The 25,524-nt window shown below is 70.2% G+C and carries 23 protein-coding genes; 7 read left to right on the forward strand and 16 right to left on the reverse strand.

All coding sequences use genetic code 11. The annotated features are described in order from the left end of the window. Window positions 1–40 precede the first annotated feature (40 nt). The 6 genes from EV292_RS11595 to EV292_RS11620 all read right to left on the reverse strand — a co-directional run bounded on the left by EV292_RS11595 (window position 41) and on the right by EV292_RS11620 (window position 7,144). On the reverse strand, window positions 41–1,411 hold the full coding sequence (locus tag EV292_RS11595; RefSeq protein ID WP_132909339.1) for a 3-deoxy-7-phosphoheptulonate synthase class II: 1,371 nt from the start codon (window positions 1,409–1,411) through the stop codon (window positions 41–43). An 80-nt stretch (window positions 1,412–1,491) separates the two neighbouring features. Continuing rightward, entirely contained in the window at window positions 1,492–2,274 is a 783-nt protein-coding gene (locus EV292_RS11600; RefSeq protein ID WP_132909340.1) for an SDR family oxidoreductase, read from the reverse strand. Window positions 2,275–2,431: 157 nt separating this feature from the next. Beyond that, window positions 2,432–3,862 carry a cysteine--tRNA ligase gene (gene cysS / locus EV292_RS11605; protein ID WP_132909341.1) on the reverse strand — a complete coding sequence of 477 codons (1,431 nt, stop codon included), beginning with the start codon at window positions 3,860–3,862 and terminating at the stop codon, window positions 2,432–2,434. Window positions 3,863–3,886: 24 nt separating this feature from the next. Further along, entirely contained in the window at window positions 3,887–4,801 is a 915-nt protein-coding gene (locus EV292_RS11610; protein ID WP_132909342.1) for an intradiol ring-cleavage dioxygenase, read from the reverse strand. Window positions 4,802–5,031: 230 nt separating this feature from the next. Next, window positions 5,032–6,369, reverse strand: coding sequence for an ATP-binding protein (locus EV292_RS11615; RefSeq protein WP_132909343.1), 1,338 nt, complete (start codon window positions 6,367–6,369; stop codon window positions 5,032–5,034). A 10-nt stretch (window positions 6,370–6,379) separates the two neighbouring features. Further along, complete coding sequence (locus tag EV292_RS11620) at window positions 6,380–7,144, reverse strand: response regulator transcription factor (RefSeq protein ID WP_132909344.1); 765 nt, start codon at window positions 7,142–7,144, stop codon at window positions 6,380–6,382. Between the two features lie 138 nt (window positions 7,145–7,282). Here EV292_RS11620 and EV292_RS11625 point away from each other — a divergent pair, with 138 nt between their 5' ends. The 3 genes from EV292_RS11625 to EV292_RS11635 all read left to right on the forward strand — a co-directional run bounded on the left by EV292_RS11625 (window position 7,283) and on the right by EV292_RS11635 (window position 9,054). After that, window positions 7,283–8,110 carry a carbon-nitrogen hydrolase family protein gene (locus tag EV292_RS11625; protein ID WP_132909345.1) on the forward strand — a complete coding sequence of 276 codons (828 nt, stop codon included), beginning with the start codon at window positions 7,283–7,285 and terminating at the stop codon, window positions 8,108–8,110. Window positions 8,111–8,215: 105 nt separating this feature from the next. Next, window positions 8,216–8,422: a 30S ribosomal protein S21 gene (rpsU, locus tag EV292_RS11630; protein ID WP_007404630.1), complete on the forward strand. Its 207-nt coding sequence runs from the start codon at window positions 8,216–8,218 to the stop codon at window positions 8,420–8,422. 83 nt (window positions 8,423–8,505) lie between these two features. Beyond that, complete coding sequence (locus EV292_RS11635; protein ID WP_132909346.1) at window positions 8,506–9,054, forward strand: FKBP-type peptidyl-prolyl cis-trans isomerase; 549 nt, start codon at window positions 8,506–8,508, stop codon at window positions 9,052–9,054. Window positions 9,055–9,713: 659 nt separating this feature from the next. Here EV292_RS11635 and EV292_RS11640 read toward each other — a convergent pair. Beyond that, a complete protein-coding gene (locus tag EV292_RS11640) occupies window positions 9,714–9,959 on the reverse strand; it encodes a hypothetical protein (protein WP_132909347.1) in 246 nt (81 codons plus the stop codon). 111 nt (window positions 9,960–10,070) lie between these two features. Then, the gene (locus EV292_RS11645; protein WP_243693728.1) at window positions 10,071–10,901 is read right to left on the reverse strand and encodes a metallophosphoesterase family protein; all 831 of its coding nucleotides are present in this window, start codon (window positions 10,899–10,901) and stop codon (window positions 10,071–10,073) included. Window positions 10,902–11,035: 134 nt separating this feature from the next. Between EV292_RS11645 and galU the strand changes: the two genes are divergently transcribed. After that, on the forward strand, window positions 11,036–11,905 hold the full coding sequence (gene galU, locus EV292_RS11650) for a UTP--glucose-1-phosphate uridylyltransferase GalU (protein WP_132909348.1): 870 nt from the start codon (window positions 11,036–11,038) through the stop codon (window positions 11,903–11,905). 117 nt (window positions 11,906–12,022) lie between these two features. Here galU and moeB read toward each other — a convergent pair whose 3' ends face one another. From moeB to EV292_RS11685, 7 genes are all read right to left on the reverse strand, one after another. Beyond that, window positions 12,023–12,790 carry a molybdopterin-synthase adenylyltransferase MoeB gene (gene moeB, locus EV292_RS11655; protein WP_132909349.1) on the reverse strand — a complete coding sequence of 256 codons (768 nt, stop codon included), beginning with the start codon at window positions 12,788–12,790 and terminating at the stop codon, window positions 12,023–12,025. Further along, window positions 12,787–13,149 (reverse strand): hypothetical protein, encoded by a 363-nt coding sequence (locus EV292_RS11660; protein WP_243693729.1) that lies wholly within the window; start codon window positions 13,147–13,149, stop codon window positions 12,787–12,789. Before EV292_RS11660 ends, moeB begins: the two co-directional genes overlap by 4 nt. Next, a complete protein-coding gene (dut, locus tag EV292_RS11665; protein WP_132909350.1) occupies window positions 13,146–13,592 on the reverse strand; it encodes a dUTP diphosphatase in 447 nt (148 codons plus the stop codon). The genes EV292_RS11660 and dut overlap by 4 nt, the downstream gene beginning before the upstream one ends. A 128-nt stretch (window positions 13,593–13,720) precedes the next feature. Beyond that, window positions 13,721–15,121, reverse strand: coding sequence for a M20/M25/M40 family metallo-hydrolase (locus EV292_RS11670; RefSeq protein WP_132909351.1), 1,401 nt, complete (start codon window positions 15,119–15,121; stop codon window positions 13,721–13,723). Window positions 15,122–15,183: 62 nt separating this feature from the next. Beyond that, complete coding sequence (locus tag EV292_RS11675) at window positions 15,184–18,258, reverse strand: TonB-dependent receptor (RefSeq protein WP_132909352.1); 3,075 nt, start codon at window positions 18,256–18,258, stop codon at window positions 15,184–15,186. A 134-nt stretch (window positions 18,259–18,392) separates the two neighbouring features. Continuing rightward, window positions 18,393–20,105 carry a hypothetical protein gene (locus tag EV292_RS11680; protein ID WP_132909353.1) on the reverse strand — a complete coding sequence of 571 codons (1,713 nt, stop codon included), beginning with the start codon at window positions 20,103–20,105 and terminating at the stop codon, window positions 18,393–18,395. A gap of 38 nt (window positions 20,106–20,143) precedes the next feature. After that, window positions 20,144–21,577: a M24 family metallopeptidase gene (locus EV292_RS11685; RefSeq protein WP_243693730.1), complete on the reverse strand. Its 1,434-nt coding sequence runs from the start codon at window positions 21,575–21,577 to the stop codon at window positions 20,144–20,146. A 197-nt stretch (window positions 21,578–21,774) separates the two neighbouring features. On the opposite strand from EV292_RS11685, the gene EV292_RS11690 reads away from it, so the two are divergent. From EV292_RS11690 to EV292_RS11700, 3 genes are all read left to right on the forward strand, one after another. Beyond that, window positions 21,775–22,263 carry a MarR family winged helix-turn-helix transcriptional regulator gene (locus EV292_RS11690; protein WP_132909354.1) on the forward strand — a complete coding sequence of 163 codons (489 nt, stop codon included), beginning with the start codon at window positions 21,775–21,777 and terminating at the stop codon, window positions 22,261–22,263. 96 nt (window positions 22,264–22,359) lie between these two features. Further along, complete coding sequence (locus tag EV292_RS11695; RefSeq protein WP_207913403.1) at window positions 22,360–23,673, forward strand: FAD-dependent oxidoreductase; 1,314 nt, start codon at window positions 22,360–22,362, stop codon at window positions 23,671–23,673. A gap of 25 nt (window positions 23,674–23,698) precedes the next feature. After that, window positions 23,699–24,571, forward strand: coding sequence for a bile acid:sodium symporter (locus tag EV292_RS11700; protein ID WP_132909356.1), 873 nt, complete (start codon window positions 23,699–23,701; stop codon window positions 24,569–24,571). 27 nt (window positions 24,572–24,598) lie between these two features. Here the strand turns inward: EV292_RS11700 and EV292_RS11705 are convergent, their stop codons facing one another. Further along, window positions 24,599–25,507: a LysR family transcriptional regulator gene (locus tag EV292_RS11705; RefSeq protein ID WP_132909357.1), complete on the reverse strand. Its 909-nt coding sequence runs from the start codon at window positions 25,505–25,507 to the stop codon at window positions 24,599–24,601. Window positions 25,508–25,524 lie beyond the last annotated feature (17 nt).

Here is a 25,524-nt window from a genome sequence, read left to right on the forward strand (position 1 = left end):
CCCGCGCGCTTTTCTCGCGCGGCCCCGGGTGCGGCGCCGATCACGCCGCCTTGCGCCGCTCCGCCATCTCGGCGTTGAGCATCTCGGCCAGCAGGAAGGCCAGCTCGAGGCTCTGCCCGGCGTTGAGCCGCGGGTCGCAGTGGGTGTGGTAGCGGTCGGCCAGGCTCTGCTCGGTCACGTCGATCGCGCCGCCGGTGCATTCGGTGACGTTCTGCCCCGTCATCTCGGCGTGGATGCCGCCGGCATGCGTGCCCTCGGCGCGGTGGACCGCGAAGAAGCCGCGCACCTCCGCGAGGATGCGATCGAACGGCCGGGTCTTGTAGCCGCTCGCCGCCTTGACGGTGTTGCCGTGCATCGGATCGCAACTCCACACCACCGGGTGGCCCTCGCGCGTCACCGCGCGCACCAGCCGCGGCAGATGTGCCTCGATCTTGTCATAGCCGTAGCGTGTGATCAGCGTCATCCGGCCCGGCACGCGGCCGGGGTTGAGCGTGTCGAGCATGCGCAGCAGCGCGTCGGGCTCGAGCGATGGTCCGCATTTGACGCCGATCGGGTTGCCGATGCCGCGCAGGAACTCGACGTGCGCCGATCCCTCGAAGCGCGTGCGGTCGCCGATCCACAGGAAATGCGCCGAGGTGTCGTACCAGTCGCCGGTGAGCGAATCCTGCCGCGCCAGCGCCTGCTCGAACGGGAGCAGCAGCGCCTCATGGCTGGTGTAGAAGGTGGTCTGCGACAGCTGCGGCACCGTATCGGGGCTGATCCCGCAGGCTTCCATGAAGTCGAGCGCCTCGCCGATCCGATCGGCGGTCTCGGCGTACTTTTTCGCCCAGGGGCTGCGGCCCATGAAGTCGTGCGTCCAGCGATGCACCTGATGCAGGTTGGCATAGCCGCCCTGCGCGAAGGCGCGCAGCAGGTTGAGCGTCGCGGCGGACTGCGCATAGGCGCGGACCATCCGCTCGGGATCGGGCAGGCGCGACTCGGGCGTGAAGGCGATGTCGTTGACGTTGTCGCCGCGGTAGCTCGGCAACTCGACGCCGTCGATCACCTCGGTCGCGGTCGAGCGCGGCTTGGCGAACTGGCCCGCCATCCGACCGACCTTCACCACCGGCAGCTTCGAGGCGAAGGTGAGCACCACTGCCATCTGCAGGATGACGCGGAACGTGTCGCGGATGTTGTTGGGGTGGAACTCGGCGAAGCTCTCGGCACAGTCGCCGCCCTGGAGCAGGAAGGCCTTGCCCTCCGCCACCTTGGCGAGATCGGCCGTGAGGTTGCGCGCCTCACCCGCGAAGACGAGCGGCGGGAAGGTGGCGAGCCGATGCGTGGCGGCGGCGAGCGCGGCGGCGTCGGGATAGTCAGGGAGCTGGCGCGCCTCGGCCTTGGTCCAGCTGTCGGGGGCCCATGACATGGCCATCGGTAATCTTCCTTCCATTTCGTCGCGCGCCTTGAACGAAACGTGCGCGACTCGCAATGTTCATCGGTATCGATCCGGCCTCATAGGATACCAGGATAGGCGCCACCGTCGATCAAGAGGCTCTGCCCGGTGATATAGCCCGCCTTGGCGGAGCAGAGGAAGGCGCAGGCGGCGCCGAACTCGGCGGGATCGCCGTAGCGGTGGGCGGGGATCCGCTCGGCGCCGCGGCGCGCCGCCTCGGCGACGTCGACGCCCTGCTTCTCCGCCGCCGCGGCGTGGACGCTGTCGAGCCGGCGCGTCGCGAACTGGCCGGGGAGGAGGAAGTTGATCGTGACATCGGCGTGCGCCACCTGCCGCGCGACGCCGGCGAGGAAGCCGGTCAGGCCGGCGCGGGCGCCGCTCGACAGGTCGAGCCCGGCGAGCGGTGCCTTCACCGAGGCGGAGGTGATGCAGACGATCCGGCCGAAGCCGCGATCGACCATGCCGTCGACCACGCGCTGGGTGAGGCGGATCGGCGTGATCATGTTCGCCTCGACTCCGGCGCGCAGCGCGTCGCGGTCGATCGCGCGGAAGTCGCGCAGCGGCGGGCCGCCGTTGTTGTTGACGAGGATGTCGGGCGCGCCGCCCGCGGCGTCGACCAGCGCGGCCTGGACCTGCTCGTCGGCGACGTCGCCGGCGATCGTCTCGACCGCGACGCCGTGCGCGCCACGGATCGCGTCGGCGGTGGCGGCGAGCGCCTCGTCGTCGCGCCCGTTGAGCACCAGCGCGCAGCCCGCCGCGGCGAGCGCCTCGGCACAGGCGCGGCCGAGCCCCTGGCTCGACGCGCAGACGATGGCGCGACGTCCCTCGATCCCGAGCTGCATAGGCTGTTCCTCCTCGTGTGGTTGGAGAAGCGGCTTCGCCCCGCCCGCTGTTCCCCGGCGGAGGCCGGGGGCCAGTCGGGAAGGCGGTCGGTAAGCTACTCACGTCCCCCCAACTGGGCCCCGGCCTTCGCCGGGGAACAGGCGGCAGATGAGACGCCTAAACCACCACCTTCCAGTCCCATCCGAGCGGATCGCCGTCCATCACCTCGACCCCCGCCGCGGCGAGTTCGTCGCGGATCGAGTCCGAGCGGGCGAAGTCCTTCTCCGCGCGCGCCGCGCGACGCTGCTCCAGCGCGGCGGCGATCCCGGCCTCGTCGATCGTTGCGCTGGCCGGGCGGACGCGCAGCGCCTCGCGCGTCAGCGTCGCCAGCCCCAGTCCGAGCAGCGCGTCAACCTCGTCGAGCAGCGCCAACCGATCGGCCGCCGCGACCCGCTTGTCGGCGAGCAGCGCGTCCACCACGGGCAGTGCGCGCGGCGTGTTGAGATCGTCGCTCAGCGCCGCGTCGAGCTGGTCGCGATACGCCGTGGGCGCGCCCTTGGCGACGCCGGGCGCGCGCGCGCGCAGCGCCGCGACCGCGTGGACCAGCCGCTTCAGCCGCACCTGCGCCGCCGCCAGATTCTCCCAGGAGAAGTCGAGCTCGCTGCGATAATGCGCCTGGAGGCACATCAGCCGATAGGCGAGCGGGTGGAAGCCGCGCTCGACCAGCCGGTCGAGCGTCATGAACTCGCCCGACGACTTGCTCATCTTGCCGCCGCGGTCGACGACGAAATTGTTGTGCATCCAGATCTGCGCGCCGGTGTCGGCGCAGTCGCAATAGGCCTGGTTCTGCGCGATCTCGTTGGGATGGTGGATCTCGCGATGATCGATCCCGCCGGTGTGGATGTCGAAGGCCGCGCCGAGATAGCGCCGGCTCATCACCGAGCATTCGAGATGCCAGCCGGGCGCGCCGCGGCCCCAGGGCGAGTCCCACTCCATCTGGCGCGTCTCGCCCGGCGGGGTGCGGCGCCAGATCGCGAAGTCCTGCGGGTGGCGCTTGCCAGCCACCGCCTCGATCCGCGCGTGGGCGGCATCGTCCTGCCCGCCGGCGAGCCGGCCGTAATCGGGCACCGTGCTGGTGTCGAAATAGAGGCCGTCGTCGAGCGGGTAGCAGTGACGCTCCGCGATCGTCTCGCCCCAGGCGATCATCTCGGCGACGTGATCCGTCGCGCGCGGCAGATGCGTCGGCGGCACGATGTTGAGCTCGGCGAGGTTGCGCTCGAACGCCTCGGTATAGTGGCGCGCGATCGCCCAGATGTCGCGACCGGAGGCACGCGCCGCGGCCTCCATCTTGTCGTCGCCGGCGTCGGCGTCGGAGGTGAGGTGGCCGACGTCGGTGATGTTGATGACGTGGGTGAGCGGCCACCCCTTCCAGCGGATCACGCGCGCGAGCGTGTCGGTGAAGACATAGGCGCGCAGGTTGCCGATATGGGCATAGTGATAGACCGTCGGCCCGCACGAGTAGACGCGCACGTTCGACGGGTCGAGCGGGCGGAAGGTCTCCGGCTCGCGGGTCAGGCTGTTGTAGAGGATCAGGGGCGCGCCGGTCATGGCGCGCCTCTTAGCTGTGACGGTTCAGCGCGCCAAGCCGATCACCGCGGTGGCGGCATAGCCGGCAGTCGGCGTGCCGGTGAAGGTCGGCGTCATCTGATTGTTCTGCGCGGTGGTGTTGTCGCCGAAGACATTGTCGCTCGACAGCGCGACGCGGGCGAAGTTGCTCGCGCTCGACGGGTAGGTGGCGGTGTCGGCGTAGACGGTCGCGCAGGTCGAGGACGGCAGCGCCAGCTGCGAGGTGAGCGTCGCGTAACGGCCACCGAGGGCGTTGGCGAGGCTGGAGAAGACCTCGAAATGGATGTGCGGCCAGCGCCCGTCGTAGCAGCCGGGGAAGATCGTGGTGAAGGTCACCTGGCCGTTGCTGTCGGTCACCTGCACCCCGCGCAGGTAGCTCTCCGTCGCGACGGTGTAGAGTGAGTAGAGACCCTGGCGGTCGCAGTGCCACAGATAGATGGCGTAGCCGGCGAGTGGCGCGCACGACTGGTTCACGTCGACGAGCGTGAGGGTGAGCGTCACCTGCACGCCCGTGGCGACGGTCGTGCTGCTAAGGAAGCTGGCGCGGATGTCGCTGCGCACGATCCCCGTCGCGGTGAGCACGTTGGACGTCGAGCCGCTCGACGAGTTCGTGCCGTCGGCGGGATATGGCCCGGCGGTCTCGGTCGCGTTGAGGACGCAGCCGGAGGTGGCGCTGCTCGTGCTGGTGGCGGTCGGCGTGGGTGTTGGTGTTGGTGTTGGTGTTGGCGTGGGCGTCGACGTGGCGGTAGCGGAAGTCGTGCTATCCGTCTCGGCGTCACCCGAACCGCCGCAGCCCGCCACCAGCGCGAGTGTGCCCGCGCCGGCAAGCCATTTGAGCGCGCGGCGGCGCTGCACCATCCGCTCCATCACCTGGAGGTCGTGCGCGAGGCCGAGATCGTGGTCGTGGTCGTCGTGCTGCATCGGGGTCCCTTTCGCTGTTGGGGCCGCGCCATCCGCCTGGTCGTCACCCCGGCCCTGCGCCGGGGTCCATGCCGACGCGCGAGCCACGGAGGTGGCGTGCGTGGGACGATGGATGCCGGATCATCTTCGGCATGACGGGAAAACAGCGACGCTCCCGAACGTCGCCACCCATCTGCCGCCCCCGCCGCATGCCGCGATGTCGGCACGCTACCGCGACATTGCCGATTGTGTCAGCGCGCGAGCGGCAGTGTCACCGTCGCCACCGCACCCGCCGCATCGTCGCGGTTGGCGAGCACGGCGGTGCCGCCATGCCGCGCGGCGATCGAGCGGACGATCGCCAGCCCCAGCCCGGTCCCGCCGGTGGAGCGGTTGCGCGATGGGTCGCCGCGCACGAACGGCTCGAACAAGCGCTCGGCCTGGGCCGGGTCAATGCCCGGGCCGCGGTCGGCGACGGTGACGGTGACGCGCCCGTCCTCGATCCGCCACGCCAGCTCGGCGGAGTCGCCGTAACGCAGCGCGTTGCCGATCAGGTTGGCGAACAGGCGGCGCAGTCCGCTCGGATCGCCGCTCACCACCGCCCGCGGTCCCGCCGCGACCGTCACCGCGGCGCCCCCGACGCCCATGTCCTCGGCCAGACTGTCCAGCAGGCTCGACAGCTCGACCAGTGTCTCCTCGCGCCGGCCGACGTCGTGGCGCGCGAAGCGGAGCACCTCGGCGATCATCGCGCGCATCTCGTCTATGTCGGCGACGGCGCGGTCGCGCGCGTCCTCGGGCAGTTGCTCGACCCAGAAGGCCAGGCGCGACAGCGGCGTGCCGAGATCGTGCGCGATCGCGGCCAGCATCGCGGTACGCGACTCGGCGTGGCTGGCGAGGCGGGCGTGCATGGTCGAGACCGCGTGCGCCAGCTCGCGCACCTCGCGCCCACCCTCGGGCAGCGGCGGCAGCGGCGCGCCGGTGCCGGCGCGGTCGGCCGCGGCGGCGAGCCGGGCGAGCGGGCGTGAGATCGCGCGCGACAGCATCCACGCCGGGATCGACAGCGCCACGATCGCCACCAGCATCGCGACCAGCGTGTTGAGGTGCCAGCGCGTGAACAGCGGCAGCGCCGGGCTGCGCACCACGCGCCAGCCCTGCGGCAGGCGACAGGCGACGGTGAAGGAGCCGAACAACTCGCGCCCGCCGCCGCGCGGGCTCAGCTCGGTGAAAGCGAGCACGTCACGCGGTGCGACGTGGAGCAGCGCGGCGATGCGCGCCTGGGTCAGCGCGTCAAGCTTCTCGCGCCAGCGTGGGGTCGGCGCGGCGGCGGCGGTGAGCGTCTCCAGCGGCTCGACCCGCCACGCGCCGAAGCGACCGCCGGGGGGGCGGAAGCGGCGGAACTCGGGCGGCAGTGGCGGCGGCGGCAGGCCGCGCAGCGCCGCGGTGATCGCCTCCAGCGGGCGCGGCGGCACGCGCGGCGGCGGCCCGCTGAAGGTGACGAAGAACAGGATCGCGGTGGCGGCGACCACCGAGGCGATCACCAGCGCGAAGATCGGCTGGGCGATCGAATGGGCTCGCCGGTAGGGGCGCGTCATCGCCGACGCCTCAGCGCCGCTCGACGTCGCTGGTGAACATATAGCCCTCGTTGCGCACGGTGCGGATCAGCTCGTCGCCCCCGGGCGCGTCGTCGCGCGTCAGCTTGCGCCGCAGCCGGCTGACCTGGACGTCGATCGCGCGGTCGAAATGCTCGGCGTTGAGCCCGCGCGACAGGTCGAGCAGCTGGTCGCGGGTGAGCACGCGGCGCGGGTGTTCGGCGAAGGCGAGCAGCAGGCGGAACTCGCCGTCGGAGAGGTTGATGACGACCTGGTCGGGGTCGAACAGCTGGCGCCCGACCGGATCGAGTCGCCAGCCTGCGAAGCGAAGATAAGGACGCCCCGAGCTCGGCGTCGCGCTGGCCGCGGCCTGATTGCGGCGCAGCACCGAGCGGATCCGCGCGAGCAGCTCGCGCGGATTGGCGGGCTTGGCGACATAATCGTCCGCGCCCATTTCGAGCCCGACGATGCGGTCGACCTCCTCGCTGATCACCGACATGATGATCACCGCCGGGCTGGTCGAGCGGTCGAGCGAGCGCAGGATCGAGAGCCCGTCCTCGCCGGGCATCATCACGTCGAGCACGATCAGCGCGTAGCTCTCCTGCTCGAGCCGCGCGCGCATCTCGACACCGTCCGCCGCGACGTCGACGACATAGCCGTGGCCGGCGAGGAAGGCGGCGGTGAGCTCGCGGATGCCGGGATCGTCGTCGACGATGAGGATGCGGGTGGCGAGATCCACGGCAGGGTCCGGGGCGAGAGCGAGCGAGGCGTCGGGCATGACGACCCGACTGGTGACCACGCGTATCGCGCGGATGACGCCGCTGCAACAAAGCGCGTTCGCACACTCGCTGTGTCGCGCGTGCAACACTTGCGCGGCGAACCGCGTTGCTCTTGGGGAGCGGGCGAGGAGTGAGGTTTGACCAGGATCGCGGTTGTCCAGACCACCAGCGGGATCGACCCCGCGCGCAACGCAGCGGCGCTGGCCGCGGCGATCGAGGAGGCGGGCGTGAACGGCGCGGAGATGGTGTTCACGCCCGAGATGTCGGGCGTGCTCGACCGCGACCGCGCGCGCGCGGCGCAGTCGATCGTGCGCGAGGGCGAGGACCAGGTGCTGGTCGCGGTGCGCGAGGCGGCGACGCGCGCGGGCGTGTGGGTGCAGCTCGGCTCGCTCGCGCTGCGGCGCCACGACGCGCGCTACGCCAACCGCAGTTTCGTGATCGATTCGCAGGGCAATATCCGCGCGCGCTACGACAAGATGCACCTGTTCGACGTCGATCTGCCCAGCGGCGAGAGCTGGCGCGAATCGGCGGCCTATGTCGCCGGCGACCGGCCGGTGCTGGCGGCGACGCCGCTGGGGCGGATGGGCCTGTCGATCTGCTACGACATGCGCTTCCCAGATCTGTACCGCGCGCTGTCGGACAATGGCGCCGCGATCCTGTCGGTGCCCGCCTCCTTCACGCGGCCGACCGGCGCCGCGCATTGGCACGTGCTGCTGCGCGCGCGCGCGATCGAGGCGGCGTGCTATGTCGTCGCCGCCGCGCAGAGCGGCATCCACGAGGACGGGCGCGCCACCTTCGGCCACTCGCTGGTGGTCGATCCCTGGGGCGAGGTGCTGCTCGACATGGGCGAGGGCGCCGGCATCGGCTATGCCGAGATTGACCCCGACATGCAGCGCGAGGTCCGCGCGCGCGTGCCCGCGTTGCAGCATCGCCGCGTCATTCCCGCGCCCATGGTGATCGGCTGAGCCGCGGTGCTTGCGGGGGCGCACCCATGCTGCTAGAGGCGGCGTGTTCGGCGCGGACCTCGTCCGCTGCCGCTTTAGCCGTTTGATCCGGAGTTTATCGGTTTTATGCAGATCATCGTTCGCGACAACAACGTCGACCAGGCCCTTCGCGCGCTCAAGAAGAAGCTGCAGCGCGAGGGTGTGTATCGCGAGATGAAGCTGCGTCGCCACTATGAGAAGCCGTCGGAGAAGCGCGCGCGCGAGCGCGCCGCGGCGGTTCGTCGTGCGCGCAAGCTGGAGCGCAAGCGCGCCGAGCGCGACGGGGCACGGTAAGCCGCGCCGCCCCGTGCGGTCGAGCGCGGGGCCTGACGCCGCTTCTCTGCTGTTCGAACGAGCTACCGGGGTGTGCTGAACCCATGTCGACTGTCACTGCCGTCCCGCTCCAGCCGGTCAAGCGCGCTTACGTGCTCTGGCTGGTCGCCGGCCTGCTGATCGCTTTGGTCGCCGGCGTCGCGCTAGCGCGCGCCGGCGACACGGGGATCGTCACGACCCCGTCGGGGCTGCGCTACAAGGTGCTCAAGGCGGGTGACCTCAAGGGGCCGACGCCGACCGACGCCGACGTCTCGCTGGTCAATTACGAGGGGCGGCTGGTCGACGGCACCGTCTTCGACAAGTCGCAGCAGCCGACGCCGCTGCCGGTCGCGGGTGTGGTGCCGGGCTTCTCCGAAGGGCTCAAGCTGATGCACAAGGGCGCGAAATACCGCCTCTGGATCAAGCCGGAGCTGGGGTACAAGGATCGCGCGGCCGGTCCGATCCCGCCCAATTCGACCTTGGTGTTCGACGTCGAGCTCCAGGATTTCATCCCCGAGGCGACGCTGCGCCAGCTGCAGATGCAGCAGCAGATGATGGGCGGCGGGATGCCGGGTATGCCCGGTATGCCGGGGGGCGCGCCGGGCGGGCGCTGACCGTCGCGGTCGGATCATGATGCGTAACGGGTGAGGGCGGCCGGGAGGTCGCCCTTTCTCGTTCCGGTGCGGGCGACGTCGGGAAAGATGCCGCGGTGAGCATCCGCGATCTGTCGAGGTGCGGTGCGGCACCGGATAGCGCGAGACGGGTGGGACCAGGCAAGTCTGGGTCACCCGTGATGAACCGTGCTCCTGCGGGAGCGAGACCTTTGCAAAAGCCGCGCAACGCTCCGCCGCTACCGTCATCCCGGACGTGTTCCGGGATCCACGCTTCCGTGAGAGCAACGCACCGTCGGTCTGCGGCACGGTGGATCCCGGACCAAGTCCGAGATGACGGAAGGTTTCGCAAAGGTCCCGCGGGAGCAGGAGCCCACTGCCGCAGTCACGACGCTCGTGGCTCTAGGCTCCTGCGTTCGCAGCAGCACCCCGCTGGTTCAAACTAGGTGGATCAGAAGGCTAGGCAGCGCTCCACCCCCTCGGATGCTGCGCGACGGGCGCCTCGTCTCATCCGATCGCTGCCGCGTGAAGCGTACCCGCCGAGAAGCGTACCCGCTCGCCGGGCGTGAGCGGCGTGAGCGGACGATCCGGTACGAACCGCACGCAAAAAAAATAGCGGCCCGCAGGCCGCTATTCCTTACTTCCGAAGAAGCGCGATCAGCTCAGTTGCTGTCCGCGTCATCGTCCTCGTCGGCGACGACGACGATGCCCGCGACAACCGCCGCGGCCGCCAGGACGGCGACGATCACGCCACCACCAGCGACGTCGTTCTTCTTCGCCGACGGCGCAGCGGCGCGAGCCGACTTCGCCACCGAGAGGCTCGCCGCCGAATTGACGGGGGCGGCCACCGCCGGAGCAACCGCCATGGTGGCGGCGGCAGCGGCGAGCATGTACTTGGCAAGACGCATGTCAAACTCCCTTTGCGTTCCGTTCGTCCCTTACCGAGGCACATACGAAATGCAAGGGGGAAGCTGGTCGTTTGTGGCGATAGTGCGGCATCTCGGCCACGCCGGTCGCGATCAGCTCTGCAGCACCCATTCCTCGGACCCCTCGAGGCCGAGGGCGGTCAGCTTCCCGCTCGCATAGGCGCCGGTGTCGATCCCGATCCGGTTGGGCTGGCGGTCCACCTCGTCGGTGATCGTATGGCCGTGGACGATCATCTTGGGATGCGGCTTGCGATGGTCGAGGAAGGTGCGGCGGATCCAGCGCAGGTCCGCGGGCACCTGCTCGGCGAGCGGCACCTCGGGGCGGATGCCCGCGTGGACGAAGGCATAGTCACCCGATTCGACGAGATCCTCGAACCCGGCGAGGAAGGCGCGATGCGCGTCGGGGATCAGCTCGGGCAGCCGATCGATCAGCTCGGCATAGTCGAGCCGATCATATTCCTCGCGGGTCAGGCCGTAGCTCATCAGCGTCTCGCGTCCGCCGACGCGGCAGAACAGTCGCAGCGCCTCGACGTCGCCGTCGAGCGCGAGGAGCAGGACCTCTTCATGGTTGCCCATCAGGAACCGCGTGCCCGCCCGCCGCGCCGACAGCTCGATCAGTCGCGCCACCACGCCCGCCGAGTCCGGCCCGCGATCCACGAGATCGCCGAGGAAGATCAGCGACGTGTCGGCGGGCGTCCGCGCGGCATCGTCGGCCTCGATCTGCGCCAGCAGCCGGTCCAGCTCGCTCAGGCAGCCATGGACATCGCCGATCGCATACACCCGCGTCCCCGGTGCGGTGGCGAAGACCGCGGCCTTGGCCGAACGGGAGGAACGCAGGAACTTCGAGAGCATATGCGCGGGAACGTCGGCGGGAGGGAGGGGGAACGCGCCGCCATAGGCGGCACGCTGGCGAGGGGCAACCATCGACCGGACCCGTCATGCATACGGATTTGGTGCAGTGCAACACGAATCGGGTCGCGCTATCGTTACGCCGGCGCTAACGCGTTTGCCCGAACGAGCGGTGCCCGGTACATGCCGCGCGCCACAAGGAGGATCGAATGACCATCAAGCCCGTGCGTAAGGCCATCTTTCCCGTCGCCGGTCTGGGAACGCGTTTCCTTCCCGCCACCAAGGCGATGCCGAAGGAGATGCTGACGGTCGTCGACAAGCCGCTGATCCAATATGCCGTCGAGGAAGCGCTCGAGGCGGGTATCGAGCAGCTCATCTTCGTCACGGGCCGCGGCAAGGGCGCGCTGGAAGATCATTTCGACGTCTCGTTCGAGCTGGAGACGACGATGCGCGCGCGCGGCAAGAGCCTCGCGGTGATCGAGACGATCCGGCAGCAGCCGGGCTCGCCGGTCTATGTCCGTCAGCAGGAGCCGCTCGGGCTCGGCCATGCGGTGTGGTGCGCGCGCGAAATCGTCGGCGACGAGCCCTTCGCGGTGCTGCTCCCCGACGAGCTGATGGTGGGCTCGCCCAACTTCCTCAAGCAGATGGTCGACGCCTATCAGCAGGTCGGCGGCAACGTCATCGGCGCGCTCGAGGTCGCTCCCGAAGAGACCAACAAATACGGCATCATCTCGCCGGGCCAGCGCGACGGCGCGCTGACCGAGGTGACCGCGCTGGTCGAGAAGCCGGCGGTCGGCTCGGCCCCGTCCAACCTGATGATCCCGGGCCGCTACATCCTCCAGCCCGAGGTCATGCAGATTCTCGGTGCCAAGGAGACGGGCGCGGGCGGCGAGATCCAGCTCACCGACGCCATGGCCAAGCTGATCGGCCGCCAGCCGTTCCACGGCTTCACCTTCAACGGCGAGCGCTTCGACTGCGGCGACAAGACCGGCTTCATCATGGCCAATCTCGCGCTGGCGCTGGCGCGCGATGACATCGGCCCGGCGGTGCGCGCCTTCGCGCAGCAGCGGCTGGGGTAAGTGGCGGGGGGCGCGTCGCTCGGTGACGCTCGCCCGCGAGCCGTCGCGTGGCGCCCCTCACCGACGCCAGACGGGGGGGGGGGCGGGCGAGTGGCCGGCGAAAGCCTCCCGCCCCGCTCAGCCCGCAGTCGCGGGCGCGCCGCACGCCGGGCAGCCCGGGTCTTTCGGCAGTGACAAGGTGCGAAAGCGCAGCGCGAGCAGGTCGATCAGCACCAGCTTGCCCGCGCTGTCGTCGCCGAAGGGCGCGATCTGGCGGATCACCTCGAGCGCGGCGAGGCTGCCGACCACGCCGGTGACAGGCCCGAGCACGCCCTCCTCGGCACAGGTGAGCCCGTCGCGCTGCGGCGCCGCCCCGACGAAGCAGCGGTAGCACGGCCGATCCGCCTCCCAGCCGCGGAACACGCCGATCTGGCCCTCGAACCGGCCGACCGCGGCGGAGACCAGCGCGACACGGCGCGCGAGCGACGCATCGGCGACCGCGAGCCGGGTGTCGAAATTGTCGCTGCCGTCGATCACCGCGTCGGCGCCGTCGATCAGTGCGCCCGCCTCATCGCGGCCCAGGCGGGTGACATGGGGCACCACCTCGACATGCGGATTGAGCCGCGCCAGCGCCGTTGCGGCTGCCTGTGCCTTGGGCACGCCGAGATCGTCGGTGGTGTAGAGCGTCTGGCGCTGGAGATTGCTCGCGTCGACGCGATCGTCGTCGATCACGTCGAGCCGCCCGACACCGGCCGCGGCGAGATAGTGGAGCACGGGCGATCCGATACCCCCCGCGCCCACCACCGCGACGCGCGCGCGGCGCAGCCGAAGCTGTCCCGCGCCGCCGATCTCGGGCAGCACGATGTGGCGGGCGTAGCGCGCGAGCTCGTCGGGGCCGAGCGTCATGGCCAATCGAACACGAGCGCGGTGCGATACCAGCCGGCGGCGGGCACGTCGGCGACGTTGCCGCGGACCGCGCGCAGCGTCAGCCCGGAGGCATATTGCTCGACGGTCGGGCAGTCGATCGCGCGTGGCACGATCCGGCGCACCTGACCATCGGCGCTGACGAACACGACGAAGTCCACCGCCACCCGGTGCGTCTCGGGCGTCGCGCAGCGGCCGGCTCGGACCTCGTCGCGGACGAAGGCGGTGATCGACTCGCTGGGCTCCCAGCGGCGCAGCAGCGGGAGCTGTTGCAGCGCGCTCCAGTCGGTCGGGGGAGCGAGCGGCGACGCCTGGAGCAGCAGCGCCAGCGCGACGCTCACCGCCCCGTCGATCCGAAGCCGCCCGCGCCGCGCGGTGTGTCGTCGAGCGTCTCGGTCTCGACGATCTGCGCCGCGGTCAGCGCGGCGGGGACGAGCTGCGCGATCCGCTCGCCCCGCGTGACCGCGAAGGGCGCATCGCCGAGATTGGCGAGGATCACCTTGACCTCGCCGCGATAGTCGCAGTCGATCGTGCCGGGTGTGTTGAGGCAGGTGAGGCCGTGCTTGAGCGCCAGCCCGGAGCGCGGACGTACCTGCACCTCATAGCCGGCCGGGATGGCGAGCGCGAAGCCGGTCGCCACCGCATGGCGCGCGCCGGGCGCCAGCGTGACGTCCTCGGCGGCGACCACGTCCATCCCCGCCGCGCCGGCGCTGGCATAGGCAGGAAGCGGCAGCCCCGCGCCATGAGGCAGGCGGCGGAGCTGGAGAGTGATCTGTTGGGTCATCCCCGCCGTCTTAGCCGATGCCGCGCGCGCGTTGAAGCGCGCAGCCGGGGCGCGCTCAAGCGAGCGTTGACCTCGCAGAACAATTGCTTGTCCCTGGCGGATCGCGATGCGGGGAGGCGTCGGGTCGATCAGCCGAGGCGGCGCAGCACCTCGTACCAATAATCGAGCTCTTTGCCGAAGGCGCGGAGCGGTACCCTTTCGTCGGTCCCATGCGCGCGGTTGTCCTCCGGCAGCACCAGGCCGAGGCTGCCCGCGCCCCAGGTCGGGATCCCGGCGCGGCGATACTCGCGTCCCTCGGTCCCGCCCGACGACATCACCGGCTGGAGGATCGCGCCGGGGTAGGTGGCGGAGAGACCCGCCTGGAGGAGCGCGGTCACCTCCGCGCGCGGCTCGGACACGGGGCTCTCCACCGCTTCGCCGACCAGCGTCACCGCCGCGCCGGCCCCCGCCGCGTCGGCGATCTGGCGCCTGACCGACTCGACCGCGACTCCCGGCAGGATGCGACAGTTCACCGTCGCGGTCGCGTCCTGCGCGAGCGCGTTGGGGGCGTTGCCCGCGCTGAGCATCGTCGCCACGCAGGTGCTCCAGAGCATCGTCGACACGTCGGGATGGCGCCGGATGACCGCGAAGGCCGCGGCATCGTCGGGCACGGTCGTCAGCTTCGTCAATGCCGCGCCCAGCGCTCCGCCGCGCTCCGCCGCGGTGCGCGCGACCATGCCGCGGGTCACGCTGTTGAGCGCGACGGGGAAGCGCATCGCCTCGATTCGCGTGACCGCCCGCGCGAGCTCGTAGATCGCATTGTCGGCGCGGGGCACCGAGCTATGGCCGCCGCGGTTCTTGACCGTCACCGCGAAGGTGGCGTTGGTCTTCTCCGCGGACTGCATGCCGAAAGCGATCGGGCGCCCGTCCGCCGTCACCGATCCGCCGCCCGCGTCCGCGTTGAGCGCATAGGCGGCGCGCGCGACCCAGGGATGCGCGATCACCGCGCGGGTCGACCGCATCCCGGTCTCCTCGTCGCCCGAGAAAGCGAGCAGCAGGTCGCGCCGCGGGCGCCATCCCGCCCGGCGTAACCGCGCGAACGTCTCCACCAGCACCGCGACGCCGAACTTATTGTCCTGCGTGCCGCGGCCGTAGAGATAGCCGTCCTTCTCCACCGGGCGATACGGATCGGTCGCCCAATTGGCCGCGACCGCGTCCACGACGTCCATGTGCGCCAACAGCGCCACTGGTTGCAGCGACGCGTCGCGCCCCGCGTAGCGAACGATCAGGCCCATCGTCTGCTCGCCGTCGATCGTCACCGGTCGACGCACGATGTCGTCGGCGGTGAAGCCCGCCTCGGTCAGACGGGCCGCGATCAGATCCACCAGCTCGGGAACGCGGCCGCGCCCCTTCGCCGTCGGGATCGCCACCAGCCGCTTCAGCAGGTCGACGGCGGCGGCGCGATCCGCCGCGGTCGGCGCGGGCGGGGGGGCGGTGGCCGCGGCGGCGGGGGACGCCAGGAGGCAGAGGGCGAGGGCGATCCGCAGCATCTTCAGCTCCGTGCTTGGTCGATCGGCGGGCGGGAGGCGTCGCTCCCGCCCGCGCTGGATCGTCAGAAGCGCAACGAGGCGCTGGTGAACAGATAGCGGCCGGCGGCGTCGTAGAATTGCGGATAGGTGTTGCCGTTGCCGCCATCCTCGATCGCCGCGGTGGTGGTCAGCGGCGGCTGCTTGTCGAACAGGTTGTTCATGCCGAGCGTGAAGCGGATATTCTCCTTGGCGTCGAAGGTGAAGGCGAGGTCGAAGTAGCTGCGGCTGTTGAGGCGTTCGTTGAGCGCCGCATAGCTGCCGGCGAGCGCGGGCTGGTCGCTGGTCTGCGCGATCTTGACCGCGGAAATGTAGCGCCACGTCAGGTTAACCCCGACGCCGCCGGGCGAGCTCCAGGTCCCCAGCACGCGGTGGCGCCACTCGGGCCGCGGCCGCCCGCACAGGCCGCCGTAGAGACCCTTGCAGTCATAGACGTCCGAGGCCGGCGAGCCGGGCAGGGGCACGGTCTCATATTCCGCCAGATAGGTGCCGGCGAGATTGAGGGCGAAGGTGCCGAGCCGATCGGTCGGCACGCGATAGTCCAGCGCGACGTCGATCCCGCGCGTGCTGAGCGAGCCGGTATTGACGTTGAAGCGGCGGAAATAGCCCGTGTCGTTGAGGAACAGGGTGCCGCCGGCGCCGCGGTTGATGAGCCCGCAGAAGAAGGGATCCCCCGACGAAAGGCAGTTGGTCATCGTCAGATTGGGGTTCACGCTGCCGACCAGGTTCTTCACGCGGATGTCGAAATAGTCCACCGACAGCGACAGGCGCGGCACGAACGCGGGCTCCAGCACGATGCCCGCGGACCAGGTGTCGGCCTTCTCCGGGTCGAGATCGGGGTTGCCGCCGATCAGCGAGTTGAACTGACCGGCCGGGTTGTCGATGATCCGCCCGTATTGTGCTGCGGTCACGCCGGTGCGCGCGCATTGCTCCGCGGTGGCGAAGGGCGTCTCGCCGGCACAGGGATCGTAGAGGCCGTTGGCGAGCTCGGTCAGTTCCACCTCGAACAGCGACTGGGAGGAGAAGAGCTCGACGACATTGGGCGCGCGCACCGCGCGCTGGTAGCTGCCGCGGAACCGCGCCGACCGGATCGGCGCCCAGTTCAGCCCCAGCTTGTAGGTGTGGGTCTTGAAGCCGGTGTCATAGTCGGAATAGCGGTAGGCGCCCTCGAACGACAGCAGGTGGAAGAACGGCCGCGACTCGATGAAGGGCACGTTGAGCTCGCCGAACACCTCCTTGGCGGTGGTCGAGCCGCGTACCGGGAACTCGGGCGAGACCGAATTCTGATAGACCTCGTCGGGCAGCAGCTCGAGCGTGTTCTTGCGATATTCGAGGCCGAAGGCGACGCCGATCCCGCTCTCCGCCCAGGGCAGGATCACACCATATTTGCCGAGGTCGCCGTTGAGCGAGGCGACGATGTTGGTCAGCCCGGTGTCGCCCACGATCCCCTTGGACTCGGAGATGTAATTCACCGCCGCGGCGCTGGCGGGCTGGCCGCTGAAATAATCGAGCGGCGCGCAATTGGGATCGTCGTTGCCCGACACCGCGTCGGCGTTGATGGCGCACACCGCCTGACCGGCGGTGGCGGAGCCGGTCCGTCGGTCGATCACCGCGTTCAATGCGTTGGCTACGCGCTGGACGTTGGCGTCGCCGGTGAAGCGGCTGCGGTATTCGACGCGCGCGTAGCTGGCATAGACGTCGTAGCTGAACGCGGGGTCGAGCTGGCCGCGCAGCCCGCCGACGAGGCGGAAGGTGGAGTGGCGGATATCGTCCTGGCGGTTACCGCCCTCGACATTGCGTCGGCTGAGCAGGATGCCCGGCGCGATCGCCCCCGGCCCGACATAAGCGCCGGCCGCGTCGTAATTGCCCGCGGTCGACAGGCCGGCCGCGCCGCAGACGAACTGGCGCTGTTGCGCGCTCAGGAAGGCGTTGTCGCAATTGAGCCCGCCGCCGCTGCCGAGCACGCCGCCCGAGACCGTTCCCGGCGCGATCTGCGCGGTCGACCGGTCGTTCATGTAGCTGAGCTCGAAATAGGGGATGAGCCGCTCGCTCAGCTCGATATGGCCGACCGCCCCGAGCGTGTAGCGCTCGTCGGGACGCTGGTAATAGTTGGACGGTGCGAAATTATAGGTTCGGCGGCCGGAGACGAACTGGCCGTTGTCGACGCGGAACTGCGTCGGCACGTTGGCGACCGCCGCCGTGTTGGCGATGTTGGCGGGATCGTTGAAGCCCGAGCCGCTGCACGAATAGGTGTCGCCACCGGTCCCCGTCGTACCCAGAGCGCAGGCGCTGTAATCGTAGTCGGCCTGCAGGATCGGGCGGATCTTGCGATAGGTGGCGTAGGCGGTGATGTTGCCGCGCCCATCGGCCATGTTGGTGCCGAGCACCGCGGAATAATCCTGGGTGAAGCCGTTCCACACCGAGGTGTCGGGCTTGGGATAGGCGCCCGGCACCAGCCGGTCGTTCGCGTCCAGCAGGTCGCGGAAGCCGCGGTTGCCGTTGCTGTGCTGATAGATGCTGAGCCCGGCGTTGAGCTTCACACCCTCGAAATTGTCGATCAGGTTGAAGTTGACCACGCCCGCGATCGCGTCCGAGCCATAGACCGCGGAGGCGCCGCCGGTCAGCACCTCGACGTTGCGCACCAGCGCGGCGGGCACCTGGTTGAGATCGGACGGGACCGACTTGGGGCTGCCGTAGGGAAGCCGCTTGCCGTTGACCAGCACGAGCGTCCGCACCGGCGTGAGGCCGCGCAGGTCGACCTGCGCGGTGCCGGTCGCCTCGTTGGAATTGGCGGAACCCTGCGCGGCGAACACCTGGGGCAGCTGGTTCACCAGATCCTCGCTGCGGGTCGCGCCGCGCGTGACGAACTCCTCGCCGGTCACCTGGATCACCGGGCTGATGCTGGTGGCGTTGGCCGAGCGGATGCGCGATCCGGTGACGACGATGGTGGCGCCCTCCGCCTCCGCGGCGGCCTGGGCGGGGTCGGCGGCGGGAGGGGCGACCGAGGCGGTCGCCGGCGCGTCCTGCGCCGCGGCGGGAAGCGCGACCGCGCCCCAGATGATGGTGGTGGCCAGCAGGGCCGAGCGATGCCTGATGTTCACGTCCCTTGTCTCCCTCTTGGGCGCGCATCGTCGCGAGCGACGGGCACGCGTCTGTCCGCGCCGCGCCGCCCCGCGCGGACGGGCGCCTGTTCCTCCGGTGGTCGCGGCCGTTGTCGGCCGTCGTCAGTGGGTCTTCAGTATCGCCAGCTGGTGAGGTCGGCGCCCTTGGGGGCGCTGGCCTCGATCCGCTTCAGGATCTTGGGCAAGTAGAAGCTGTTGTAGCGCAATCGGCCGATCGCGTTGGACGTGGCATGGTCGCCGTTCCAGCAATGTTCGCGACGGTCGCCGTAATCCACCTCGCCGCCATAGGCCGGCTTCGTCGTCTTGAGGAAATCCTCCATCAGGTAGACGGCATTGTTGAGGTAGAAATTGTCCATGTCGCCGACATAGATGTGGATCTTGCCCTGAAGTTTCGGGGCCAGCGTCTTCCAGTCACGTTGCAGGATGTGGCGCAAGTCGTAATGCTCGCGCCAATAAGCGGCGACTTCCTTGTCGATGACGCCGGTGCGCTTGTCCCAGATGCGCTTCGGATAGCCGTCGGCACCCTGTGGCGAGTAGACGGCTTCCCAGATGTCCCATTGGCCGCCCGAACGCGACTTGTCACCGAGCACCAGTTCGAGCCGGTTCTCCTGCTCGATGGTATAAGGTACATGGCCGAGCCAGTCGCGCTTGCCCGGGTGCTCGACGCTGCCGAACGGACCTTCGTAGCGATAGGCGTTGGCGTCGCGGTAGATGTCCACCGTCATGGTCTGGCGAAAGTCGATCGGATCCGGGCAGGCGGCGAAGGCGCCGTTATACTGGTCAGGGTATTTGACCTGCACGCCCAGCGCCTCCCACCCGCCGGTCGACCCGCCGTAGAGGAAACGCGCCCAGCCCGCGCCGAGGCCGCGATAGCGGCGCTCCAGCTCGGGAATGAAGTCATAGGTGATGGCGTCGCCATACGGCCCGAGATTGGCCGAGTTCACCGCATAGCTGTCGTCGTAATAGGGGTTGGAATGGTCGATCTCGACGACGAGGTAGCGCGGGAACTTGTCCGACACCCATTTCCTGTAGAAGTCGTAGGCCTCCTGCTGTTCGTCGCGATTGTAGCAGGGGAGGCCGAAGCGCTCGCTCGGCTCGCACTTGAGGTTCGGATCGGGCGGCGTGGTGCGGAAGCCGCCGAAATCGTCCGGGAAATGCCCGTGGAAGATCATCAGCGGGTAGCGCGCTTCGGGGTGCCGGTCGAAATCGCGCGGGACCAGCACGTGGCCGCGGATGTAGATGTCGCGACCCCAGAATTGGGACAGGCGCTCGCTGCGCACCTTGAAGTGGCGGACGAACTCGGTGTCCTTCGGCTCGGCGATCGGCGGATTCACGCGGTCCAGCTCGAGCGCGATGGTCGCGCCGCCGGCGGGATCGAAGTCGATCTCGCGCGGGGTGCCGACGAGATTGCCCGGCTCCAGCCGCCAGTTCTGACCCGCCCCGCGCGGGGCGGGGAGCTTGACGGTGCGGCCGTTGGCCAGCTTGTACGTGTCGTAGCGGTGCAGCACCGGCTGCGCCCAATAGCGCCCCTTGGGGACCTGCGCGGTGCTGAGCGCGGGGAAGCCGAGCACGTCGGCGCCGACGGTGGCGGACTGGCCGCGCCGCAACCCGTCGACGGTGACGCCGAACACCTGCGCGCCGACATAATCGGGGCGGACCTGAAAGCGCGGCTCGGTCTGCTTGTCCTTGGTCAGGATCACCAGCACGCGGCCGTCGACCTGGTCGGCCGTCGCGCTCGCCGGCAAGGTGACGCGGAAATCATCCGCCGACGCCGGCGCGGTCGTCGCCAGCAACATCGCCCATCCCGCCGCCCACCGCTTCGCCATCCGCCGTCCCCCTCTTCAAGCCTGCCCGCGTCCTCCGGTCACTCCGATGGGATCAGCGTGATCTCGGTCTGTCGCCCGTCGATGAAGCGCACCCGCCGCCCGTCGTAGAAAGCGTTCTCCTCCGCGCGGAACTGCACCTCCTGTCCGCCCCACTCGGGGACCGTGGCATAGGCCGCCAGTTCGATCGACCAGGCGGTGTCGGCGTGGATCGGATACTCACCGCGCTCGTCGCCGCTCTGCTTGTCCCAGAAACCGATCGCCGTGCCGGCGGCATGGCCGTGATAGCCGAGGGGATGCGTGTAGATGCTCGGCTTCAGCCCGGCGGCGATCGCCTTGGCGCGGGCCGCGGCCAGTACCTGGTTGCCGCTCTTGCCGACCTCGAAGGAGGAGAGCAGTGCGTCCTGCACCCCGTTGGCCGCTTTCAGCCCCGCGGCCAGACCCGCGGGCACGGCTGTCTCGCCGGGCTTGAGCACATAGGCGAGATGCTGCGTGTCGGTGTTCAGTCGGAGATAGGTGATGCCGAAGTCGGTCCACAGCAGGTCGCCCGGCTGGATCACGGTGTCGCCCTCCAGCATGGTGGACGAGCCTTGCCGGATGATGCCGACCGAGGGCTGGAACCAGGTGGCGAGCCCGAGATCGGAGACACGCTGACGGTACCACCACACGACGTCGTCGCTCGTGGTCCGCCCCGGCGTGATCGCCTTGCGCGAGAAAGCCTCGCCGATGATCCCGTGCGCGAGCCGCAGGATGCCGGGATAGATCCGCGTCTCCGCGGGGATGCGCGTCTCCAGCCAGCCGATCGCCAGCCGGTCGCCGGGCACGATCCGCGCGCGCAGGTCGGGGCGGAGCGCCGCCTTCATCTCGTCGTACTGGCTGAGCGTCATCCCGTCGGCGAAGGCGGAGACGGCCGAGGTGTTGATCGCGATCTTGCGCGGGTCGCGCGCGGCGATCAGCTCGGCCACGGCCTTCCATTGGTCGGGCTGCTTGTCGGGGTCCCAGGCCGGGCTGAACAGGCCGCCGAGGCCGTAGCGGCTCACCGTCAGCCGCTCGATCGGCTTGCCCGCTCCGGGATCGAAGAAGATCAGGATGGTGCGGCGGCGCGCGTGCAGGCTCTCCGAGTTGAGCATGGTGGCGACCACCGGCTCCTCGAAATATTCGCGCGCCATCAGCACCCACATGTCGATGCCCTGTTGCCGCATCAGCCGCGGGACGATCGTGTCCAGCCGCTCGGCCAGGATCGCGTTCTGCAGCTTGGCACGATCGCGGATCGACAGCACGGGGGGCAGCGCCGGCGCGCGCTGCTCGGTCTCGCTCATCGGCAGGATCGGCACCGCCACCGGCGCCTGCGCCATCCGCTGCCCCATCTGCGCGCGCGATGGTCCCTGCGCGGCGGCGTCGCTCGCCGGCCCCGACCCGCCCAGCAGCAGCACCGCCGCGCACCCCAGAAGGGCGGCTCGCCTGCCCGGTCCCATCGTCTACCCCCTAGTCTCTGCCCTGTTGCGTGAAAGTGAACGCAATTCTATGCACGTGTCAACCCGCCAATTCGGCGCCGTGCCCGCCATGCCGATTGTCGGCGCGAGGCGGAACGGCCATGGGGCACGCGGCGTGATCGCGACCGGTCGGCCGGGCCGGCGGTGGGGCGGACAGGATCGCAGAGAGAGGATGCGCAGTGACCAGGAACCGGATGTTCGATCCGACCAGCGAGGCATTCCGCCTGGCCACGTCGCCTTTCTATCTGATCGCCCACGCCGATTACATGTATCACCGCAACATGGACGCGGTGCTGTCCGCACATGGGGCGAACAAGGCGATGTACCGGATCATGACGGTGCTGCGCGATCACCAGCCCTGCCGGATGACGGACCTGGCCGACATGGCGCTGATCAAGCGGCCGACGGTGAGCCGCATCGTCGAACGGATGGGGGAATTGGGCCTCGTCGACACCGCGCAGAGCGAGGAGGACAGCCGCGCCACCGACGTGCGCATGTCGGCGGCGGGCCGCGCGCTGCTCGACACGCTGACGCCGCTGGTCGCGCCGCTGTTCGTGGAAGCGACGAGGGGGCTCAGCCACGACGAGCTGCAGCGCTTCGTCGCGACGCTGCAGATCATCGGCAGCAACCTGGCGCACCCGCGCGACAAGGACTCACCGCCCGGTTGACAGCGGCCACCTTCGCGCTCGATACGTCCATTTGAACGCGATGCGGGGGTTCGGGGGCGCTGGGGGCGGCATGACGGAGCGATCGGACACGGGCCGGTGACCCGCGGGCGTGATCGCGCGCCGCCTTGGGGCGGCGCCGACACCGCGTCCTTCTGGCAGGCGGAGGCCGCCGACGTCGTGGCGCATCCGCCGCTGCGCGGGGTGGTCGAGGCGGAGTTCGCGGTCGTGGGCGCGGGCATCGCGGGCCTGTCGCTCGCGCTCCAGCTCGCGCTGGCGGGCCGCGAGGTGGTGGTGGTCGAGGAGAGCGTGCCCGGGGCGGGGGCGCTGGGCGCCTCCGCGGGCATCGTCGCGCCCCAGCTGGTTCGCACCACGCCCGCGCGGGTCCTCGCTCGGCTCGGCCGCGAGGTCGGCGGCGGCTGGCTTCGCCTGATCGGCGAGAGCGGCGGCCACCTGTTCGACCTGATCCGCGAGCATGCCATCGCCTGCGATGCGCGGCCGCAGGGGTTCGTGGCGCCCGCGCGCGGAGAAGACGCGCCGCGCCGGCTGGCGATGGTGGTCGAGCAATGGCGTCCCTTCCGCCGCGATCTCACCGTGCTGGACGCGGCGGCGGTGGCCGCGCTGACGGGCACCGCCGGCTATACCGCCGCGGTGCTGGACGCGAGCGGGGGCGGGGTGGATCCGGTGCGGCTGGCACAGGGGCTCGCGGAGCGGCTGGTCGCGGCGGGCGGGCGCCTGTTCCATCACAGCCCGGCGACCGCGCTGGACCGCGAAGCGCACGGCTGGCGCCTGCTCACCGCGGGCGGGACGGTGCGCGCGGCCGGCGTCGTGCTGTGCGCCAACGGCGGCAACCACCGCCTCCACCCGATGCTGCGCGAGACGGTGTTGCCGATGCGCATCCACGAACTCGTCACGCGGCCGCTGTCGCGCGCGATGCGCGCCGCGGTGCTGCCGCACGGCCAGGCGCTGACCGATCTGGAGCGCGACATCTTCTCGATCCGCTGGATCGCGGGGGATCGGCTGCTGACCTATTATCCCGTGTCGGCGCACGCCACCGCCGACGCCGTCGAGATCGCGGTGAACGATCGGCTGCGCGCGATGCTGCGCTATCATGAGCCGGTCAGGATCGCGCATCTGTGGCAGGGCGTGGCGTGGATGAACAGCAGCCTGCTGCCACGCGTGGTGCGGCTCGACGACGGCCTGCTTGCGGTGCAAGCCTGCAACGGCCGCGGCATCGCCACCAACGCGATCGTCGGTCGCGAGGTGGCGCGGATCCTCCTCGCGCCGCAGAGCTACCGGCCGCAGATCGCGCTGGACATGCCCCGCGCGGTGCGCGGTTTCGCGCTTGCCCGCCACCTGCCAAACGTGCTGTTGCATGGCGCACGGGCCCTGGCGCGCTTGACGCGGCGCTGAGCCTTCGATCCGGCCGGGGGGGCGAATGGTCGAGAACGTGATATTGCCAGCGGTGCTGGCGCTCGTGATGACGGGCGCGGGTCTCGACATCGACGCGCGCCGGCTCCCGAACGGCCATGTCGCCGTCCGCGCCATGATCGCCGGGTTCGTCGCGACCGCGATCCTGCTGCCGCTCGCCGGGCTGGCGATCGCCACCTGCTTCCGCGGCGAGCCGGCGATCGCCTTCGGTCTGGCGCTGCTCGCGGTATCGCCCGCCGGGCTGCTGGCCGGGCCGCTCGCCCGCGCGGCCGGGGGCGCGGCGAGCACCGCGGTGGCGCTCACCTTATCCTCCAGCCTGCTCTATCTCGCGGTGGCGCCGCGGCTCATCCCCGGGCTGGCGAGTTGGCTCGATCTGTCGTCCGGTCAGATCGATCTGCCCGGCCGCGACATCCTGGCCAGCGTCTCCGCGGTGTGCGTCCTGCCGTTGATGGTGGGCGCCGCCGTCCGGGCGATCGCGCCCGCGGCGGCATGTGCCGCGGAGCGGGTGATCGCGTCGCTGGCGCGACCGTCGCTGGGCGGCGTGCTCGCGTACATCCTCTACGCCAACGCCGAGTCGCTGTGGCGCTGCTCGATCGATCTGCTCGGCGCCACGCTGCTGCTCAACCTCGTCGGCGTGGCGGTGGCGACCGCTGCGGGCGCGCTGTCGGAGTCGCGCCGCGCCGACCGGCTGGCGATCGAAGGCGCCTGCCTGATGCGTCAGGAAGGCACCGGCATCTTCGTCGCTGCGGTGGTGTTCGACGAATCGGCCGCGGCCTTGCCCCTCATCGTCAACAGCCTCATGGCGATGATGGTGGCCTATGGGCTGCGCACCTATCGCCATCTCGGCCGCTCCTCCTTCGGAGCGCGCGCCGCGGTCTGATAGCGGCGGGCGGATCGGACGGGCGCGCTATCGACCCCGTCGCTCGTCGCGCCGCGCGATCTCGTCCGCCATGATCGCGCAATGCTCGATCAACATCTCGGTGAGCACGCGCACCTTGCGCGCGGGATGCTGCCCGGGCGGGCGGATCACGTAGATGCCGAGCATCGGCGGCGGATACCGCGGCATCACCGGCACCAGTGCGCCGCTGTCGAGATGGTCGATGATCAACTCGGTGGGAACTCCGGCCAGACCGATCCCGGCGAGCGCCGCGGCGACCAGCGCGACCGCATTGTCGGCCTTGAAGCGCCCGTGCGGCTTGAGCGGGATCACCGTCTCGCCGTCGAGGGCGAGCCACGTCTCGGTGCCCTGCATCACCACGTCGTGGGTGGCGAACTGCTCCGGGGTCTCCGGCGCGCCATGCGCCGCGATATAAGCGGGAGTCGCGACATAGACGGCCGGCGTGCTGCCGACCTTGCGCGCGAGCATGTTCGAATCGGTGAGGTGGCCGACCCGGATCGCGCAGTCGAAGCCTTCGGTGATCAGGTCGACGAAGCGGTCCGTATAGCAGGAGCGCACCTGCAACTGCGGATGGAGGCGCGCCATCTCGGCGATCACGGTGGCGAAATGGGTCGGGCCGAACGTCAGCGGGGCGGCGATGCGGAAGCTGCCGCGCAGCTCTCCCTCGGGGAGGATCGTCTCGCGCGCGACGTCGATCTCGGCGCAGACGCGCGCGGCGTGATCGCGGAATGTCAGCCCTGCCTCGGTGAGCGCGGCACCGCGCGTGGTACGCGCCAGCAACTGGACGCCGAGGTCCGCTTCCAGACGCGCGAGACGCCGGCTGACGATCGATTTGGACAGGCCGAGCCGCAGCGCGGCGGCCGTCACGCCACCGGCGTCGGCGACCTCCACGAACGTTCTCAGTTCCTCGATGTCCATCCAGCGTTCCCCGATGT

This window comes from Sphingomonas sp. BK235 (assembly GCF_004345855.1).
Classification (GTDB): Bacteria; Pseudomonadota; Alphaproteobacteria; order Sphingomonadales; family Sphingomonadaceae; genus Sphingomonas.

Bases quoted from the DNA above. Each gene is read 5' to 3' on its own strand.
- EV292_RS11595 (WP_132909339.1), bottom strand. From the start codon at position 1,411: ATGGCCATGTCATGGGCCCCCGACAGCTGGACCAAGGCCGAGGCGCGC.
- EV292_RS11600 (WP_132909340.1), bottom strand. From the start codon at position 2,274: ATGCAGCTCGGGATCGAGGGACGTCGCGCCATCGTCTGCGCGTCGAGC.
- cysS (WP_132909341.1), bottom strand. From the start codon at position 3,862: ATGACCGGCGCGCCCCTGATCCTCTACAACAGCCTGACCCGCGAGCCG.
- EV292_RS11610 (WP_132909342.1), bottom strand. From the start codon at position 4,801: ATGCAGCACGACGACCACGACCACGATCTCGGCCTCGCGCACGACCTC.
- EV292_RS11615 (WP_132909343.1), bottom strand. From the start codon at position 6,369: ATGACGCGCCCCTACCGGCGAGCCCATTCGATCGCCCAGCCGATCTTC.
- EV292_RS11620 (WP_132909344.1), bottom strand. From the start codon at position 7,144: ATGCCCGACGCCTCGCTCGCTCTCGCCCCGGACCCTGCCGTGGATCTC.
- rpsU (WP_007404630.1), top strand. From the start codon at position 8,216: ATGCAGATCATCGTTCGCGACAACAACGTCGACCAGGCCCTTCGCGCG.
- EV292_RS11635 (WP_132909346.1), top strand. From the start codon at position 8,506: ATGTCGACTGTCACTGCCGTCCCGCTCCAGCCGGTCAAGCGCGCTTAC.
- EV292_RS11640 (WP_132909347.1), bottom strand. From the start codon at position 9,959: ATGCGTCTTGCCAAGTACATGCTCGCCGCTGCCGCCGCCACCATGGCG.
- EV292_RS11645 (WP_243693728.1), bottom strand. From the start codon at position 10,901: ATGGTTGCCCCTCGCCAGCGTGCCGCCTATGGCGGCGCGTTCCCCCTC.
- galU (WP_132909348.1), top strand. From the start codon at position 11,036: ATGACCATCAAGCCCGTGCGTAAGGCCATCTTTCCCGTCGCCGGTCTG.
- moeB (WP_132909349.1), bottom strand. From the start codon at position 12,790: ATGACGCTCGGCCCCGACGAGCTCGCGCGCTACGCCCGCCACATCGTG.
- dut (WP_132909350.1), bottom strand. From the start codon at position 13,592: ATGACCCAACAGATCACTCTCCAGCTCCGCCGCCTGCCTCATGGCGCG.
- EV292_RS11670 (WP_132909351.1), bottom strand. From the start codon at position 15,121: ATGCTGCGGATCGCCCTCGCCCTCTGCCTCCTGGCGTCCCCCGCCGCC.
- EV292_RS11680 (WP_132909353.1), bottom strand. From the start codon at position 20,105: ATGGCGAAGCGGTGGGCGGCGGGATGGGCGATGTTGCTGGCGACGACC.
- EV292_RS11685 (WP_243693730.1), bottom strand. From the start codon at position 21,577: ATGGGACCGGGCAGGCGAGCCGCCCTTCTGGGGTGCGCGGCGGTGCTG.
- EV292_RS11700 (WP_132909356.1), top strand. From the start codon at position 23,699: ATGGTCGAGAACGTGATATTGCCAGCGGTGCTGGCGCTCGTGATGACG.
- EV292_RS11705 (WP_132909357.1), bottom strand. From the start codon at position 25,507: ATGGACATCGAGGAACTGAGAACGTTCGTGGAGGTCGCCGACGCCGGT.